This is a genomic window from Actinoplanes sp. NPDC023801, assembly GCF_040639655.1.
GTDB lineage: Bacteria > Actinomycetota > Actinomycetes > Mycobacteriales > Micromonosporaceae > Actinoplanes.
The window spans coordinates 148,916-165,834 of the sequence record NZ_JBFAAI010000014.1 but is presented as its reverse complement, the minus strand read 5'-3'; the positions used below and the strand labels follow the sequence as shown (position 1 = coordinate 165,834).

At 68.9% G+C, this 16,919-nt stretch carries 16 protein-coding genes; 6 read left to right on the top strand and 10 right to left on the bottom strand.

The features are described from left to right. Positions 1-25: 25 nt before the first annotated feature. From AB0G04_RS24755 to urtA, 8 genes are all read right to left on the bottom strand, one after another. On the bottom strand, positions 26-604 hold the full coding sequence (locus tag AB0G04_RS24755) for a TetR/AcrR family transcriptional regulator (RefSeq protein WP_360987110.1): 579 nt from the start codon (positions 602-604) through the stop codon (positions 26-28). Further along, positions 601-1,167 (bottom strand): TetR/AcrR family transcriptional regulator, encoded by a 567-nt coding sequence (locus AB0G04_RS24750; RefSeq protein ID WP_360987108.1) that lies wholly within the window; start codon positions 1,165-1,167, stop codon positions 601-603. The genes AB0G04_RS24755 and AB0G04_RS24750 overlap by 4 nt, the downstream gene beginning before the upstream one ends. Further along, a complete protein-coding gene (locus AB0G04_RS24745; protein WP_360987106.1) occupies positions 1,167-2,843 on the bottom strand; it encodes a hypothetical protein in 1,677 nt (558 codons plus the stop codon). Before AB0G04_RS24745 ends, AB0G04_RS24750 begins: the two co-directional genes overlap by 1 nt. 84 nt (positions 2,844-2,927) lie before the next feature. Further along, positions 2,928-3,611 (bottom strand): ATP-binding cassette domain-containing protein, encoded by a 684-nt coding sequence (locus AB0G04_RS24740; RefSeq protein ID WP_360987104.1) that lies wholly within the window; start codon positions 3,609-3,611, stop codon positions 2,928-2,930. A 1-nt stretch (position 3,612) separates the two neighbouring features. Next, entirely contained in the window at positions 3,613-4,416 is an 804-nt protein-coding gene (gene urtD / locus AB0G04_RS24735) for an urea ABC transporter ATP-binding protein UrtD (protein ID WP_360987102.1), read from the bottom strand. After that, entirely contained in the window at positions 4,413-5,510 is a 1,098-nt protein-coding gene (gene urtC, locus AB0G04_RS24730) for an urea ABC transporter permease subunit UrtC (RefSeq protein WP_360987100.1), read from the bottom strand. Before urtC ends, urtD begins: the two co-directional genes overlap by 4 nt. After that, positions 5,507-6,391: an urea ABC transporter permease subunit UrtB gene (gene urtB / locus AB0G04_RS24725; RefSeq protein WP_360987098.1), complete on the bottom strand. Its 885-nt coding sequence runs from the start codon at positions 6,389-6,391 to the stop codon at positions 5,507-5,509. The genes urtC and urtB overlap by 4 nt, the downstream gene beginning before the upstream one ends. 87 nt (positions 6,392-6,478) lie before the next feature. Next, entirely contained in the window at positions 6,479-7,777 is a 1,299-nt protein-coding gene (urtA, locus tag AB0G04_RS24720; protein WP_360987095.1) for an urea ABC transporter substrate-binding protein, read from the bottom strand. A 379-nt stretch (positions 7,778-8,156) separates the two neighbouring features. Here urtA and AB0G04_RS24715 point away from each other — a divergent pair, with 379 nt between their 5' ends. From AB0G04_RS24715 to AB0G04_RS24700, 4 genes are all read left to right on the top strand, one after another. Continuing rightward, on the top strand, positions 8,157-10,409 hold the full coding sequence (locus AB0G04_RS24715; protein ID WP_360987092.1) for a DUF6250 domain-containing protein: 2,253 nt from the start codon (positions 8,157-8,159) through the stop codon (positions 10,407-10,409). Positions 10,410-10,472: 63 nt separating this feature from the next. Beyond that, positions 10,473-10,763: a hypothetical protein gene (locus AB0G04_RS24710; protein ID WP_360987089.1), complete on the top strand. Its 291-nt coding sequence runs from the start codon at positions 10,473-10,475 to the stop codon at positions 10,761-10,763. 84 nt (positions 10,764-10,847) lie between these two features. Then, positions 10,848-11,660: an ABC transporter-binding protein gene (locus AB0G04_RS24705; protein ID WP_360987086.1), complete on the top strand. Its 813-nt coding sequence runs from the start codon at positions 10,848-10,850 to the stop codon at positions 11,658-11,660. Next, on the top strand, positions 11,657-12,058 hold the full coding sequence (locus AB0G04_RS24700; RefSeq protein ID WP_360987083.1) for a hypothetical protein: 402 nt from the start codon (positions 11,657-11,659) through the stop codon (positions 12,056-12,058). Before AB0G04_RS24705 ends, AB0G04_RS24700 begins: the two co-directional genes overlap by 4 nt. Here AB0G04_RS24700 and AB0G04_RS24695 read toward each other — a convergent pair. Further along, the gene (locus AB0G04_RS24695; protein ID WP_360987080.1) at positions 12,048-12,476 is read right to left on the bottom strand and encodes a protein phosphatase; all 429 of its coding nucleotides are present in this window, start codon (positions 12,474-12,476) and stop codon (positions 12,048-12,050) included. The genes AB0G04_RS24700 and AB0G04_RS24695 overlap by 11 nt on opposite strands. A gap of 188 nt (positions 12,477-12,664) precedes the next feature. On the opposite strand from AB0G04_RS24695, the gene argS reads away from it, so the two are divergent. Together argS and AB0G04_RS24685 are read left to right on the top strand one after the other, a co-directional pair. After that, entirely contained in the window at positions 12,665-14,308 is a 1,644-nt protein-coding gene (gene argS / locus AB0G04_RS24690) for an arginine--tRNA ligase (protein WP_360987077.1), read from the top strand. Positions 14,309-14,413: 105 nt separating this feature from the next. Next, the gene (locus AB0G04_RS24685; RefSeq protein WP_360987074.1) at positions 14,414-16,189 is read left to right on the top strand and encodes a 5'-nucleotidase C-terminal domain-containing protein; all 1,776 of its coding nucleotides are present in this window, start codon (positions 14,414-14,416) and stop codon (positions 16,187-16,189) included. A 4-nt stretch (positions 16,190-16,193) separates the two neighbouring features. Here the strand turns inward: AB0G04_RS24685 and AB0G04_RS24680 are convergent, their stop codons facing one another. Continuing rightward, positions 16,194-16,820 (bottom strand): hypothetical protein, encoded by a 627-nt coding sequence (locus AB0G04_RS24680; protein WP_360987071.1) that lies wholly within the window; start codon positions 16,818-16,820, stop codon positions 16,194-16,196. Positions 16,821-16,919 lie beyond the last annotated feature (99 nt).

Below are 16,919 nucleotides of genomic sequence, written 5' to 3'. Positions count from 1 at the left end.
CCGGTCACCGCCCCCCTTCCTTCGCTCATGGATCCAGGCGGGTCACGCGGTCGCGGATGCTGTCGAGTACTGCCTCCGCTGCCCACGCGGCGGCGTCGGCGATGTCACGGCGGTCCATACCGAACTCGCGGTGGAACATCACCCAGGTCCCGACGGAGTCCAGGTGCGACAGCGCCGCGATGACCGCCCTGCGCTGCGCCGCGTCGAGAGAGGGCACCTCGGCATCCAGCAGCCGTTCGAGCTGCGCCCGGCCGGGCGACGGCGCCGCGCCGCTCACGCCGCGCATCGCCGTCTCGGCGACGACGTGCGCGAGTTCCGGCCGCGCGTCGTACCGCTGCATCGCCTCGCGGATCGCGAGGGGGATGTCGAAGATCGATCGCGACTCCTCGCGGGCGAACAGCGTCGCCTCGATCCAGGATGCGGTCGCCAGCAGCAGATCGACGCGCGTGGGGTAGTTGCGGAACACCGTGCGCTCGGCGATGCCGGCCCGGCGCGCGATGACCCGGTACGACACGTCATCGCTGCCCAGCTCCTCGATCAGTCCGGCGTAGGCGGCGAGGATCGCCGCTTGCGTGCCGCTCAGCGCCGGGACCCGCTCGGTCACGGCTCCGCCCACGTCGCGGCGGGCAACCTCGCGAGCACGGTCCCCACAGCGCGGTCGAACGCGTCGCAGATCTCGCCGGCATCCAGGTCGAAGCCCGTGCGCAGCCGAGCCCAGAACATCGCCGACGAGAAGTAACGCAAGGATGCCGCGACCCGCCGCCGATCCCGCCGGTTGAGCGTCGGCGCCGCCACCTCGAGCATCGCCTCGATCGCACGCGTGATGTAGGCCGGCTCGGTGTCGAGCGTCGGCGAGATCGCGGACGCCCGCGCGCCGACGTACGCGTACGCGGGCGACGCGTCGAAGGCGTGGAAGCGCTCGTGCACGGCGGCACAGAAATCGGACACGGTCACGAACGGCGGCAGCGGGAAGCAGGTCTGCTCGAGCCAGTTCGAGAGGGCGGCGAGCAGGTGCGCGCGCGTGGGGTACTGGCGGTAGATCGTGCGCTCCGAGATGCCGACCTCGTCGGCGAGGGCACGGTAGGAGATGTCGTCGAACGTGCGCTCGCGCAGCAGCACCGCGGCGCTCGCGAGAATAGCGGTCGCCGTGTCGACCGGCTCCTCCATCACGTCTCCCTCTTTCGGGCGGCCGCCCAGTGCGGGGGCCCGGTGACTTCCGGCGGGAGCACGTAGTGATCAGAATCGTCGAGCGTGAGCGCCAGCGACGAGACGTACTGCACTTCGCCGTGCGGTCCTCTCTCGGCCGAGGCCAGCATATCCGGCCGCTCGAACATGTATCCGGTGACATGACAGCGGAGCCGCTCGCCCGAGGGGTTGCCGTGCTCGTCGAACCGGGGGGAGTCGATGCCGTCGGAGCGGCGGCGCAGGTAGTAACGCCCTCGCGTGGCAAGGGCCATGGCCGGCGTGGCCACGATCGCGACGCCGATCGCGATGAGCACGGAGAACGGCTTGACCGCGGCGCCGAGCAGCCCGGCGAACGCGAGCAGCGACAGCACCGAGGCGAGCCCCACTGACACGAGCCCGACCGGGTTCCAGTCGTGCAGCATGCCGCGGCGGAACTCGGGGAAGCGCGGCGAGATGCGCAGCACCCACTTGTTGACGGCGATGTCGGTGGCGATCGTCACGAGCCACGCCATGACGACGTTCGCGTACAGGCTCAGCACGAAGGAGATGAGGGTGAAGATGTCCATCATCATGAGCACGTACGCGATCACGAGGTTGAACAGCACGAAGATCGTACGGCCCGGGTAGTGCTTCGCCATCCGGGTGAAGACGTTCGACCACGCGAGCGAGCCCGAGTACGCGTTCGTCACATTGATCTTCACCTGCGCCACCACGATGAGCACGAGGGCGAGAACGATCGCGAGCCAGTCGGGGACCAGGGTCCGGTACATCTCCACGAACTGCTTGACCGGTTCGGCCGCCTGGTGCCCGAGAGCCGGTTCGACCCTCACGAGCAGATAGACGGCGAGAAACACCCCGATCACCTGCTTGGTCCCGCTGAAGACGACCCAGCCCGGGCCGGCGAACGCGAACGACGTCCACCACGAGCGGGCGTTCGACGGCGTACGCGGCGGCATGGCGCGGATGTAGTCGATCTGCTCCGCCAGTTGAGGGGTGAGGGCGAAGCACACGGCCGCACTCGAGACCACGGCGCCGAGGCTGATCGAGCCGTCGGAGTCGCCGGTGAACGACGTGAAGGCGCGCACCACCTCGGGGTCGGAGAGGAGGATCCACAGCAGCGGCAACAGGGCGAGGGCGAGCCACAGCGGCGTGGTCCAGAACTGCAGGCGCTCCAGCGCACGCATGCCGTAGATGACGATCGGGATCACGACGACGGTCGAGACGAGATAGCCGAGCCACAGCGGCATCCCCGTCGCCACCTGCAGCCCCTGCGCCATGATGGCGCCCTCCAGGGCGAAGAAGATGCAGGTGAAGCCCGCGAAGATCACGGTCGTGATGATGGAGCCGTAGTAGCCGAACCCCGCGCCACGGGCGATGAGGTCGAGGTCGAGGTTGTAGCGGGCGGCGTAGTAGGCGACGGGCACGCCCACGATGACGATGACGACCGACGCGAACACGATGCCGAGCACGGCGTTGGTGGTGCCGTGGTCGATGCCGATGCTCGCGCCGATCGAGAAGTCGGCGAGGAACGCGATGGACCCGAGAGCGGTCGCGCCGACGGAGGCCGCGCTCCAGCGCCGGAAGGTGCGCGGCACATAGCGGAAGGCGTAGTCCTCGAGACTGTCCTCTGCGGCCGCGCGCGCGTTGTCCGTCGACACAGTGGCATCCCCTAAGGCACCTTGCGTGGGGGGATCCTCGCTGTCCGTTGTTACGACGGCATTGCGGGCGTGGGTCATGGTCGCTCAGATCGCCATGGCGGCTCGCACGGTGGAGGTGGCAGTCTTGCCGCCCTCCCCGGTGTGGGTGACCAGGCCCGAGGCGAGCACGACGTAGCGGTCGGCGGCCTCGAGGGCGAAGCCGATGTGCTGCTCCACGAGCAGCACGTTGATGCCCTCTCCGGCCAGCTGCATGATGGTCTGCTCGATCTCGGCGACGATCGTGGGCTGGATGCCCTCGGTCGGCTCGTCGAGGATGAGCAGCTTCGGCTCGGTGATGAGGGCGCGGGCGATCGCGAGCTGCTGGCGCTGCCCGCCGGAGAGCAGGCCCGCCTTCCGGGCGGCAAACTGCTCCAGTGCGGGGAAGCGAGCCATCTGCGCGTCGATGAGGGCCTTGCCGCCCCGGCGCCCGTCGGCGACGAGTTGCAGATTCTCCAGCGTGGTGAGCTGGCCGAACGACTGCTGACCCTGCGGCACGTACGCCATGCCGCGGGCAACGCGCTGGTTGGGGGCGAGCGACGTGACGTCCTCGCCGTCGAACAACACGCGGCCCCGCGACGGCTTGACGAGGCCGATCGCGAGACGCAGCAGCGTCGTCTTACCGGCGCCGTTGTGACCGAGCACGGCCACGACCTTGCCGGACGGCACCGTCACGCCGTGCAGCACCCGCGTACGCCCGTAACCGGCCTCGATGTCGGTGAGCTCGAGCATGTCAGTCCTCCGTCCACTTCTGCGTCCCGGCAACCGGTTCGGGCACGACCGACATGGCAGCCGTGGTCGCGGCGCCGGCGGTGCCGAGATAGACCTCCTGCACCTTGGGATCGGCCTGAACCTCGGCCACCGTGCCCTGCGAGAGCACCCTGCCCTGGTGCAGCACTGTCACGCGGGTGGCGAAGCGGCGCATGAAATCCATGTCGTGTTCCACCACCAGCACGATCCGCTTCGCCGCGATGCGCTGCAGAAGCTCGCCGGTCGCGGTGCGCTCGTCCTGGCTCATGCCGGCGACGGGCTCGTCGAGCAGCAGCACCTTCGCGTCCTGCACGAGCAGCATCGCGATCTCCAGCCACTGCTTCTGGCCGTGCGACAGGATGCCGGCCGGCGTGGCAAGTTCGCCGGCGAGCCCGGTCTCCTCCAGCGCCTGCTCGATCGACACGTCGACGCCACGCCGGGCCCGCAGCAGCGAGACCGAGGGTCGGTGACGTCCGGCGGCGATGTCGAGGTTCTGCAGCACGGTGAGCTCATCGAAGACGCTCGCGGTCTGGAACGTGCGGCCGATCCCGAGTCGGACGATCTTGTGTACCTGCTTGCCGAGCAGCTCTTTCTCGCCGAGCCTCGCCGACCCGGTGGCCCTGGTCAGCCCCGTGATGGCGTCGATGCAGGTCGTCTTGCCGGCGCCGTTCGGGCCGATCAGGAACCGGACCTCGCCCGGACGCGCGTCGAAGGAGACGCCGCCGACCGCGACGAAGCCCGAGAACTCGACGTGCAGATCCGTGACAACGAGTGAAGCGTCGGTCATGAGCGCACCTTCTCGAGCTCTGCGGCGGCGATCGCCGGGGCGGGCTGTACGTCGGGACTCCGGCGCGCCCGCACCTTGAACCTGGTCGTCAGCGACGACAGCCCGTTCGGCAGGAAGAGGATCACGACGATGAACAGCAGACCGAGGATGTAGGTCCAGCCGTCGGGCCAGGTCGATCCGAGGCTCGACTGCCCCCATCCGACCGCCATCGCGCCGAGCGCGGGGCCGAAGAGCGATGCGCGGCCGCCGAAGGCGACGCCCGCGATCATCAGGATCGAGGCGGCGGCGCCGATCTCGGCCGGAGTGATGATGCCGACGATGGGCACGAACATCGCTCCGCCGATGCTTGCCATCAGCGCGGAGACGACGAAGGCCACGAGCTTGACGTTGGCCGGGTCGTAGCCGAGGAAGCGCACGCGTTCCTCGGCGTCCCGGGTGGCGACGAGGAGCTCACCGAACCGGCTGCGGTAGAGCTGCCACACCGCGAGCAGGCAGACGATGAGAAGCGCGGCGGCGATGAGGTACACCATGAGCTTGTTCGCCGGGTCGTTCAGCACGAAGCCGAAGAAGTACTTGAAGTCGCTGAGCCCGGTGTCGCCCCCGGTCTCCCGGATCGTGGAGCTGATCAGAGTGGCCAGCGCGACGGCGAGCGCCTGCGTCAGGATCGCGAAATACGCGCCCTTCACGCGGCGCTTGAACAGCGCGTAGCCGAGGACGCCGGCCACCAGCACCGGGAGCAGCACGATCGCCAGCAGGGTGAACCCCGCGCTGCGGAACGGCTCCCAGAACACCGGAAGCGGCGCGAGCGGGTCGTAGAGCACCATGAACCCCGGGATCCGGTCACCGGCGCTCTCCAGCGTGAGGTGCATGGCCATCGAGTAGGCGCCGAGGGCGAAGAACACCCCCTGCCCCATCACGAGCATCCCGCCCCGGCCCCACGCCAGGCCGATACCGACGGCGGCGATGGCCCAGCAGCAGTACTTGCCGACGTTGTTGAGCCAGTGATCGGTGAGTACGAGGGGAGCGACCGCGAGGAGCAGGACGGCGAACATCCCGATGCCGCTGAGGGAGATCCAATGCTTCAGCTTGGTCATGCCAGACTCCTGGTTCGCACCGTGAACAGGCCCTGCGGGCGCAGCTGGAGGAAGACGATCACGAGGATGAAGGCGAGCACCTGCGCCAGGCTGCCGGTCGTCCAGTAGGCGAAGTACGAGAGGGCGACGCCCACCGCCCATGCGGCGATGATGGTGCCCTTGAGCTGGCCGATGCCACCGGCGGCGACGACGAGGAAGGCCGGGATGATGTACTGCGCGCCCATCTGGGAGTTCGTGCCGCCGATGAGCGACGCGGCCACGCCGGCGACCCCGGCCAGACCCGACCCGGTGAAGAAGGTGAGGCGGTCGACGGTGCGCGTGGAGATCCCGGAGGTCTCGGCGAGGTCCCGGTTGTGCACGGTCGCCCGGATGCGGCGGCCGAACGAGGTGTACTTGAGCCAGGCTGCCAGCGCGGCGACGCAGACGGTCGCGAGCAGGATGGTGAACAGCTGCCGGAGCGGCCACTCGTAACCGAGGATGCTCAGCTGCCCGTCGAGCCAGCCGGGCTTCTCCACCGGGACGCCCTGGGACGGGAAGATCTGCAGCGCCGCCTGCTGCAGGATCAGGCTGACACCGACCGTGACGAGCAGGGTGTCGAGGGGCCTGCGGTACATCCATTGGATGATGGTGACCTCCAGCAGGAGGCCGAACAGGCCCGCGACGACGAACGCGACCGGCAGCGCGACCGGGATCGACAGGTTGCTGGCCTCGATGACCTGCTGAACGAGGTAGGCGGCGAAGGCGCCGATCATGAGGAACTCGCCGTGGGCCATGTTGATCACGCCCATCTGACCGAAGGTGAGCGAGAGGCCCAGCGCGGCGAGCAGGAGCAGCGCACCCTGTGCGCTGCCGTTCAGCAGCGGTGCGATCAATGCGTCCACGTGCACTCGCTCTCTGTATCGGGTTGATGTTCCGGTCCGGGTGCGCGGGGTCGCGTGCCGCCTGCGGCACCCGACCCCGCCGGGCGATCAGCCCGCCGCGTCCACGAGCTGCTTGCGGATGTCTGCGGGGAACCAGTCGTAGCCCTCGAGGTACGGGTCGGGCTCGATGAACTTGCCTGAGGCCCAGGCGATGTCGAACTGGTTGTTCGAGTTGATCTGGCCGATGTGGCCCGGCTTGGAGATGTGGTGGTTGTCGCCGTCGAGCGTGACCTTGCCCTCCGGTGCGTCGAACGTGATGGTGTTCTTCTTCGCTGCGGCGTTCACCGCGTCGACGTCGAACGAGCCGGCTGCCTCGACGAGGGCCTTGTACAGGTACAGCGAGATGTAGGCGGCCTCCATCGGGTCGGAGGTGACACCACTGCTGTTGGGGTACGCCTTCCAGCTCTCGATGAACTTCGGGTTGGTGGGTGTCTTGAGCGACTGGAAGTAGTTCCAGGACGCGTAGTGGCCGGTGACCTCGTGGCCCATCGCCGGCGCCTCCTCCTCGGCGATCGACACCGAGATGATCGGCGTCGTCGCGGCGGTGAGGCCGGCGTCGTAGTACGCCTTGATGAAGCCGACGTTCGACGAGCCGTTGATGGTGTTGAAGATGAAGTCGGGCTTGGCCGCCACGATCTTCGCCACCTGGCTGGTCCAGTCGTCCTTGTCGAGGGGCACGTACTCCTCACCGACGATCTCGATGCCGAGCTTGGCCGCGTACAGCTTGATGATCGCGTTCGCGGTGCGCGGGAAGACGTAGTCGCTGCCGGCCAGGAACAGCCTCTTCACCCCCTTGGAGGCGAGGAAGTCCATCGCCGGGATGATCTGCTGGTTGGTGGTCGCGCCGGTGTAGTAGATGTTCGGCGACGACTCGAGGCCCTCGTACTGCACCGGGTAGAAGAAGAGGCCGTTGTGCTTCTCGACGACCGGCTTGACGGCCTTGCGGGAGGACGAGGTCCAGCCGCCGAAGATCGCGGCGACGCAGTCCTGGGTGAGCAGCTTCTCGGTCTTCTCCGCGAAGGTGGGCCAGTCGGTGGCGCCGTCCTCCTGGATGTACTCGATCTTCTTCCCGAGGATGCCGCCGCCGGCGTTGATCTCGTCGGCGGCCATGTGCAGCACGTTGGAGACGGTCTTCTCAGAGATCGCCATGCCGCCGGTGAGGGAGTTGAGGAAGCCGAGCTTGATGGTGCCGCCGGAGGCGTCGACGCAGCTGGGTGCCGCGGAGGTCCCGCTGCCGGCCGTCTCTTCGCCGGCTCGGGCGCCACAGCCGGCGAGCACGAGGGCCAGGGTCGTTCCGATGGCGCCGGTAGCCATGAGCGTGCGCAGCCGCTTGCTGGTGGTGGACATATATGAGAACTCCGTTCCTGGTGGAGGGGGCGTGACGCCGGGGGCGCGGCACGGCGGATGTACATGTCCAGGTCGAGTCGCCGGCGTCCGGAGCTCCCCGCTCCGTGCCGCCGTCGACGTGCAGCCGGCTGCTGCAGGTGAGAGCAGAGTGGGCCTGAGTCATTGCTTTGACATTTCTTGACTGTTCCAACTCTGTAGCCGCCGGATCGGCCCGAGATGAATGTCCTGGAGAGAGGCGTGGCCTCATGGAGCAGCGATGTCAAAGTTCTGCCACCACCGGTAAGGTCGCGAGAGGTATGGCACAGTTCTGACATGACCGAGGCCTGGCTGCGGCTACGTGCCGATCACCCTTGATGGAAGCGTGGTCACCGTCTCACTTTTGCAGCGCGGCAAAGCGAAACTCAACCGGAAGCCGGTCGGCGATTCGACGAACTTCACCGACACCACCCCCGGGACCGGCGTCTACACCGTGCGCGCGATCGTCAAGAACCGGGAGCAGGCGCCGAGCGGTCCGGCGTTCACCCCCGGCGACATCCCGCTGCTCCCGGCCGACGGCTACTACGTGCACCACGCCTGGCCGGGCGACCTGGACGGCGACGGCCGCTACGAGATCGTGGTGTCCCGGTTGCCGTACGCGCTGGACAAGCCCAACTACCTCGAGGCGTACACCCTCGCCGGTGCGAACCTGTGGCGGGTGGACCTGGGCGTCAACTCGTACACCCGGGCCGGTGGAAACGCCGCCAACGACCCGCCGCTCGCCGCGATCAGCGGCTACGGCGAGGTGGCCGGATACCGTAACGACGACAACGTCACGGTGTACGACCTGGACAGTGACGGCCGCGCCGAGGTCTTCGTGAAGACCGCCGCCGGTACCACCTTCAGTGACGGCGCGGTGGTCGAGACGCAGGGTGCCCTCGACCAGTTCGTCTCGGTGATCGACGGCCGGACCGGTGTCGAGCGCTCGCGTGTGCCGGTCGCCGGCGACTTCGCGGCCGACGGCCCGTCCGGTGGGCAGTACGGCATCGCCTACCTGGACGGCGAGCATCCCAGCCTGATCACCAAGCAGGTGGTCCGGATCGGTGCCAGGCGCGGCGACTTCCGGGTCCTGTTCGCGGCCTGGGACTTCGACGGCCGCGACCTGACCCGGCGCTGGACCTTCGTGAAGGACCGGGGCACCAGCTTCCATCAGCTGCGGATCGTCGACGTGGACCAGGACGGCAGGGACGACATCGCGGACGGCAACTACGTCGTCAACAGTGACGGCACGTTCCGTTACGTCGTCGAGGGCTCGGTGCACGGCGGCCGGTTCCACATCGGAGATCTGGACCCGTCCCGGCCCGGCCTGGAGGGTTACGCCATCCAGCAGACCGAGGGCGGGGTCTTCACGAACTTCCCCTGGTACTACTACGACGCGGCCACCGGCGAGCGGCTGATCACCGGCTCGCACCCGGACGTCCCGCAGGACGCCAAGCTCTGGGACATCCCGCGCGGCACCACCGCCGACATCGATCCCACCCACGACGGGTACGAGTTCTGGGCCGCCACCGCGAACACGGATCTGCCCGGCGCCGGCGTCTGGAACGTCGGTGGCACGCGGATCAGCCGGACCACGCCGAGCGTCAACTTCCGCATCTGGTGGGACGGCGACAAGGGCTCCGAGTTGCTCGACAACACGTACGTCGAGAAGTGGAACCACAAGAAGCAGACCACCGCGAAGCTGTTCGAGCCGTCCGGTGTCGTCTCGTCGTGGCGCAACGCGGTCCCGTTCTACGGCGACATCCTCGGCGACTGGCGTGAGGAGTACTTCGCCGAGACCGCCGACCACACCGCGCTGAAGCTGTTCACCACGAACATCGAGACCCACGTGAAGCTGTACACCCTGGCACACAACCCGGCCTACCGGCTGGGCTGGACCGTCCGGGGTTACCTGCAGTCGACGCTCACCGACTTCTTCCTCGGGTACGGCAGCCGTCCGCCGGCCAAGCCGCGGATCACGACCGTCAAGAAGAGTGCCTGGTCCGTCATCGCGTACGACAACTTCGTGAGCGACTCCGGCAAGTGGTCCGCCGAGCTGCAGAGCGGCGGCACCGTCGCCGCTTCCGGTGGAGTGCTCGACATCGACGTGCCCAACGGCGCGACCGTCTGGCTCAAGCAGGAGATCGAGGGCCCGTACGAGATCGAGTTCGCCGCCACCCCGGTCGGCAACGGCGGACCGAACGATCACGTCACGGACCTGAACACGTTCTGGAACGCCCGCGACGTGCGCTCGCCCGGGGACATCTTCGCCACCGCACGGAACGGGTCGTTCGCCCAGTACGACCACCTGAAGACCTACTACGTCGGCCAGGGCGCGAACCTCAACACCACCACGAGGTTCCGCAGGTACGTGGGTGAGCCGGGCAACCGGCCACTGATCCACGACTACACGGCACCGCTGATCGAGGCGAACGTCCCGATCCGGGTACGCATCGTGGTGAACGGCTCGGTGATCCGATACTACAGCGACGACCGGCTGGTCTTCGACTACGACGACGCGTCGCCGTACGACAGCGGCTGGTTCGCGTTCCGTACCGTGGCCAGCCATTTCCACATCCGGGACTTCACCGTCTGGCGTCCCCCGGCGAACGCCTGACCACGCGACCGCGGACCCGGTGTGACCCCGCCGCCGGGTCCGCCATCGAGTAACGTGGATCACATGGCGGAGGTCTACTCACGACGGTCGTTCATGGTCGGGGTCCTGAGTACCGGCCTGCTCTCCTCCGCCGCCGGATATGTCCTGACCCGCCGGGATCCGGTCACCCTGACCCTCGCGACCGGTGCCGAACCGACCGGCGGCGGCCGGAACCTGTTGATCACCCTCTGGAACGAGCTGCACCCGGACATCACGATCGTGCCCCGGGAGATCAACAGCACCACGCAGGACCAGTTCGCCAAGTTCACCGAGAACCGCGCGGACATCTACAACCTCGACGTCATCCACATCTAGCGGTTCGCCGACGCCGGCCGGATCTCGCCGATCACCCAGCGCAACGACATCTCGCTGCTGGACCCGGTGCGCAAGGCGTGCGAGATGAACGACGGGTCGGGCCGGCTCTGGGCCCTGCCGTTCAACTCCGACGTCGGGATGCTCTACCGGCGGATCACCGACAAACGGGCGCCCGACAAGGAACCGGAGCTGCGCGACGTGCTGGCCCTGGACGGTTTCATCGGGCAGCTCGACACGATCGGCGCCCAGACCGACGAGGCGTTCGTGATCAACGTGCTGGAGCACGCCCTCGCGCAGGACCCGCTGATCCTCGATCCCGAGGGCGTGCTGTCCACCAGCCTGACCCAGTGGCAGGGCGCGCTGACACCGCTGGCCGACGCCATGCGGTCCGGCCGGATCAAGGCCCGGGTCAGCGAGGAGGACACGATCCGGGCGTTCCAGCAGGAACACCTCAGCTACATGCGCAACTGGCCGGTCTGGTACCCGGGCGTCGACCGGGAGGAACGGGCCCGGCCGGACACCGCGGAGATCCGGCTCAGCCGCCTCCCGATCGGGATCCTCGGCGGCCAGAACCTGGCGGTCGCCAGCGACAGCCCGCACCGGGAGGCGGCCGAGGAGGTCATCCATTTCCTCACCGACACGCCGGCACAGAAGCTGCTGGCGACCTTCGGGTTCGCGCCGACCGGACTGGACGCCTACATCGACGCGCAGCTGAAGGAGACCGCGCCGCACCTGGCCATGGTCCGCGACGCTATCGAGGACGCCCGGCCCCGGCCGATGAAGGCGGGCTACGCCGACTTCGCGCGGCTGTTCAAGGAACACACCTACGCCTATCTGCACCGCGGCGAACAGCTCACCCAGCGGTTCGTCCAGGACATCCAGGAGGCGCTGAAGTGAGCCTGTCCGGACTGCAGGGCTGGCACATCCCGCTCTTCGTCACGGCCGTGATCCTCCTGGCCCAGCTGGTGGCCGACCGGATCCTGGCCAACGTCCACGCCGACCGGAAGCCGAAGCCGCGGCCGGAGCCGAGCCGGCCGGAGGTGGAGCGGGAACTGGCCGGCAAACGCCTGCGGGCCGGCGTCCTGGTGGCCCTCGGCGTGATCGCGGTGCCGCTGTTCGCGGTCAGTTTTCTCGGCCCCACCCTGGCCGACCAGCTGGCCGGCGCGACCGGCACCGGCCTGGGCGGCCTCACCCTCTGGCTTGCCTGGCAGAGCCACCGGGAGTCGAAACGGCTGAGCGCCTATCTCGAGCAGATCACCCCCGGACCGCCGCCGGGTGGCCCGCCTACCCCTTGAACCGCTCCACGAACCGCCGCTGCCAGGGTGTCTCGACCGCATGGCGACGGTAATGCCGGCGAACGAACGCGACCGCCTCGCCCGGCGGCACACCGTCGAGGACGGCGAGACAGGCGAGTGCGGTCCCCGTGCGGCCAAGGCCTCCGTGATCGGCGACCTCGACCCGCTCACCCGCGGCCCGGGTCCACGTCTCCTTCAGAACCTCCGTGGCGTACGACCGGTCGTGCGGAAGCCAGAAGTCCGGCCACCGGATCCAGCGGCTGGTCCATCCGAACTCCGGCGGCGCCGAGCCGAGCAGATAGACCCCGAACGTGGGCGGATGCCCGGTCGGCATGGGCGCCCGCAGGCCACGTCCACGAACCAACCGCCCGGACGGCAGCCGGAGCACCCCGTCGCCGTCCTCGTCCCACCCGGTCATGGCCCCGATATTGCCAGGCGGGCTATAGTCGCCGCATGTCCTGCTTCAGCGTCCCGCTCTTCGTCGAGCGACGCCGGCGTCCTCACGGCCGCCGCTGAAGCCATGCTTTCCATCCGGCGGGTCGACACCCGCCGGAGCCGGAGAAGGCACCGGTCCGACCCGTCCTGAGCACACCGACGGAGTGGACCATGAATCTCGAATCCCTTCTGCATGACCGGCTCGCGCCCGCACTGCAAGCGGTCGCCGGTCATCCCGTCGATCCGGCGGTCCGGGCCTCGCCGCACGCCGACTTCCAGTCCGGAGCGCCGCTCGCGCTGGCCCGGGAACTCGGCCGGCCGGCCCGGGAGATCGCCGCCGAGGTGGCCGCCGCCGCCGACCTGGACGGGATCGCCGAGATCACCGTCTCCGGCCCGGGGTTCCTCAACCTCGTCCTCACCGGCGGCCTGATCGACGGTGCGCTCCGGGCCGCGGCCGCCGACGAGCGGCTGGGTGTCGCGCCGGTCACCGCGCCGGAACGGATCGTCGTCGACTACTCCGGCCCCAACGTGGCCAAGGAGATGCACGTCGGCCACCTGCGGTCGACGATCATCGGCGACGCGCTGGCCCGGACGTACGAGTGGCTCGGCCACGACGTGATCCGGGTGAACCACCTCGGCGACTGGGGAACCCCGTTCGGGATGCTCGTCGAGCACCTCATCGACCTCGGCGGCGCGGGCGGCCACTCGATCGGCGACCTGACCGCGTTCTATCAGGCGGCCCGGGTCAAGTTCGACACCGACGACGACTTCCGGACCAGGGCCCGGCTGCGGGTCGTCGCGCTGCAGTCCGGCGACCCGCTCTCCCGGGACCTGTGGCGGCAGCTGGTCGCCCAGTCCGAGCGGTACTTCCTGGACGTCTACGCCCGGCTCGGCATCACGCTCGGCCCGGACGACTTCGCGGGGGAGAGCCGGTACCAGGACGATCTCGACGCGGTGGTGGCCGGTCTGGCCGAGAAGGGCCTGCTGACCGAGAGCGACGGTGCCCTCTGCGCGTTCCCGGCCGGGTTCACCGGGCGGGACGGTGCCCCGCTGCCGCTGATCGTGCGGAAGGCGGACGGCGGTTTCGGGTACGCCGCGACCGACCTGGCCGCGGTCCGGCACCGGGTCGGCAAGCTCGGCGCCGACCGGATGCTCTACGTGGTCGGCAGTCCGCAGCGGATCCACTTCCAGATGGTCTTCGCGGTCGCCCGGGAGGCCGGCTGGCTGCCCGCGGACGTGGTGGCCGAGCACATCGGATTCGGGTCGATCCTGGGCGCCGACGGCAAGATGCTGAAGTCCCGGGCCGGGGACACGGTCAAACTGGCCGAACTGCTCGACGAGGCGACCGCCCGGGCGAGCGAGCCGGCGATCGGGATCGGCGCGATCAAGTACGCCGACCTCTCCGGCGACCGGATGGGCGACTACGTCTTCGACTGGGACCGGATGCTGGCCAGTACCGGCAACACCGGGCCCTACCTGCAGTACGCCTACGCGCGGATCCGGTCACTGTTCCGGAAGGCCGGCAGCGGCCCGGGCCCGGTGACCGTGACCGAACCGGCCGAGCGGGCGCTCGCGCTGGCGTTGCTCGGGTTCGAGCCGGCCGTACGGGCCGCCGCAGCCTCCGCCGAGCCGCACCGGCTCGCGGTCCACCTGCACGGACTGGCCGCGGCGTTCTCGGTCTTCTGGGAACGGTGCCCGGTGCTGCGGGCCGGCGGCGAGGTGCGGGCGAGCCGGCTCGGGCTGGCCGACCTCACCGCACGGACCCTCCACACCGGAATGTTCCTCCTGGGTATCGAGGCCCTGGACCAGATTTGACCGGCACGCGATATGCCTTTCATCGACCGATTCGCTTATCGACCGTTAGGGTGCTCTTCTCAGCGCCCACGAGGCGCCACCTGATCCGATGCTGAGAGGTCCGCTATGAACCGTCCCACCGGCATGTCGCGGCGCAACGTCCTGGCCGCGTCCGCGGCCGGCATCGCCGCGCCGTTGATGGTCTCCGAGGCGGCGCAGGCCGGCGGTGGCACGACCACGTACCGCCTGACCGTGCTGGGTACCTCCGACACCCACGGCAACGTCTACAACTGGGACTACTACCGCGACGCCGAGTACGACGACAGCGCGCACAACGACGTCGGCGTGGCCAAGCTGGCCGCGCTGGTGAACAAGCTGCGTGCCGAGGCGACCGGCCCGGTGCTCGTGCTGGACGCCGGCGACACGATCCAGGGCACCCCGCTGGCCACCTACTACGCCAAGCAGGAGCCGATCACCTCCACCGGTGAGAAGCACCCGATGGCGCGGGCCATGAACGTGCTGCACTACGACGCCGTGACGCTGGGAAACCACGAGTTCAACTACGGCCTTCCGCTGCTCAATCTCTGGATCCGGCAGCTCGGGTTCCCGGCGCTCGCGGCGAACGCGATCAGCGTCCGGACCGGGCGGCCGGCGTTCACCCCGTACGTCATCAAGAAGGTGTCGGTCGGCCGGCACGCACCGGCCCTGCGGGTCGGCATTCTCGGTCTCACCAACCCGGGGTCGGCGATCTGGGACCGCGCGAACGTCGAAGGAAAGATCGAGTTCACCGACATGATCGCCGCGGCGGCCAAGTGGGTGCCGATCATGCGGGCCCGCGGTGCCGACGTGGTGGTGATCTCGGCGCACGGCGGCGACAGCGGGACCTCCAGCTACGGTCCCGAGCTGCCGAACGAGAACCCGACGGCGCTGATCGCCGAACAGGTGCCCGGCATCGACGCGATCCTCTTCGGGCACGCGCACCGCGAGGTACCGCAGCGGTTCGTCACCAACCTGAAGACCGGTGAGCAGGTGCTGCTCTCCGAGCCGTCGAAGTGGGGTCAGCGGCTCACGAAGATGGACTTCGACCTCACTCGCGTCAAGGGCCGGTGGAGGATCACGTCGAAGGCCGCCGCCGCGCTGAACACCAACACCGTCGAGGCCGACCCCAAGGTCCTGGCCGTGGTGAAGAAGCAGCACGACAAGACCGTGGCGTACGTCAACCAGGTCGTGGCCGCCTCGACGGTGGAGCTCTCCGCCGCGACCAGCCGGTACGAGGACACCCCGATCCTGGACTTCATCAACAAGGTCCAGACCGACACGGTCACGGCTGCGCTGGCCGGCTCGGAGTACGCCTCGCTGCCGGTGCTGTCGATCGCGGCGCCGTTCAGCCGTACCGCGGTGTTCCCGCGGGGCGACGTGAAGATCAAGGATGTCGCGGGCCTCTACATCTACGACAACACCCTGGAGGCGGTCGTGCTGACCGGCGCCGAGGTGAAGGCGTACCTCGAGTACTCGGCGAAGTTCTTCGTGACGCACGCCGCCGGCGCCCCGGTCGACCCCGCCACGATCAGCGACCCCGCCGTGCCGGACTACAACTACGACGTCTTCTCGGGCGTCGACTACGACATCGACATCAGCAAGCCGGTCGGCAGCCGGATCACCCGCCTGCAGGCCGGTGGTGCGGACGTCGCGGCCGACGCGCGGTTCGTGGTCGCCGTCAACAACTACCGGCGCTCCGGCGGCGGCAGCTTCCCGGGCATCGTGAAGACGCAGGTCTACAACGAGCAGCAGGAGATCCGCCAGCTGCTCATCGACTGGGCGCAGGCCAAGGGCCGGATCGATCCGGCCGACTTCTCCACGAGGAACTGGCAGCTCGTCCGGGAGGGCGTCCCGGTCTTCTGACGCCCTACCTCTTCTCCTGCCAGTTGCCGTTGATGTCGGCGTCGACGTACAGGCCGTTGGTCTTGCCGTTGGACATCTGGAACGTGCACAGGTAGGTGCGCAGGCCCTCGGCGTCACGGTCGGTCTCCGGAGTGCACTCGACTCCGGAGACCGCGCCGAACTCCTTCTTCACCCGGGCGTCCGAGGCCACGGCCGACTGCAGCTGCCCGGTGATGCCGGACTCCACGTGGTATCGGTACAGCGGCATCGCCACGGTGGCCACCGCCCCGGTCCAGAAAGCGGCGCCGGCCACCAGCGTCGCAACGAAGGCGATCCAGTACGGGCGACGGCTGCGGCCGTACCCCCGGGCCTGGGACGCGCGGCGCAGCACCGAGATCACGCCAAGCACGCTGAGCACGAACGTCCATGCCACCACGGGTCGCCACGACGGCGCTTCCGGTCGATGCCCGGCATGGACCTCGCCCGGGAAGCGCACGAGCAACTGACCGTGCTTGTTGTCGGGGGAGTCGTAGGCGGGCACGGTCCCGCCGTACAGCGGGGTGGCCGCGGGCGGTGCCGGCGCGGGCTCCGGAGGGGCCCAGGATGGTGCGCTCGGGTAGTGGCCCGGCTCCGGCGGAGTCTGGACTGTCATCGTGGTGCGACCCTCTTCCCGTATCGGCCCGGCTGCTTCACCGTGCCGCCGGGACCATCGGCCGCGGGCCGCCCGAGTTGAGGGTTAGTTGCTTTTCAG

Excerpts from the sequence above, each read along its gene's own strand:
- AB0G04_RS24750 (WP_360987108.1), bottom strand. The coding sequence starts at position 1,167 with ATGGAGGAGCCGGTCGACACGGCGACCGCTATTCTCGCGAGCGCCGCG.
- AB0G04_RS24740 (WP_360987104.1), bottom strand. The coding sequence starts at position 3,611 with ATGCTCGAGCTCACCGACATCGAGGCCGGTTACGGGCGTACGCGGGTG.
- urtD (WP_360987102.1), bottom strand. The coding sequence starts at position 4,416 with ATGACCGACGCTTCACTCGTTGTCACGGATCTGCACGTCGAGTTCTCG.
- urtC (WP_360987100.1), bottom strand. The coding sequence starts at position 5,510 with ATGACCAAGCTGAAGCATTGGATCTCCCTCAGCGGCATCGGGATGTTC.
- urtA (WP_360987095.1), bottom strand. The coding sequence starts at position 7,777 with ATGTCCACCACCAGCAAGCGGCTGCGCACGCTCATGGCTACCGGCGCC.
- AB0G04_RS24710 (WP_360987089.1), top strand. The coding sequence starts at position 10,473 with ATGGCGGAGGTCTACTCACGACGGTCGTTCATGGTCGGGGTCCTGAGT.
- AB0G04_RS24705 (WP_360987086.1), top strand. The coding sequence starts at position 10,848 with ATGAACGACGGGTCGGGCCGGCTCTGGGCCCTGCCGTTCAACTCCGAC.
- AB0G04_RS24695 (WP_360987080.1), bottom strand. The coding sequence starts at position 12,476 with ATGACCGGGTGGGACGAGGACGGCGACGGGGTGCTCCGGCTGCCGTCC.
- argS (WP_360987077.1), top strand. The coding sequence starts at position 12,665 with ATGAATCTCGAATCCCTTCTGCATGACCGGCTCGCGCCCGCACTGCAA.
- AB0G04_RS24685 (WP_360987074.1), top strand. The coding sequence starts at position 14,414 with ATGAACCGTCCCACCGGCATGTCGCGGCGCAACGTCCTGGCCGCGTCC.
- AB0G04_RS24680 (WP_360987071.1), bottom strand. The coding sequence starts at position 16,820 with ATGACAGTCCAGACTCCGCCGGAGCCGGGCCACTACCCGAGCGCACCA.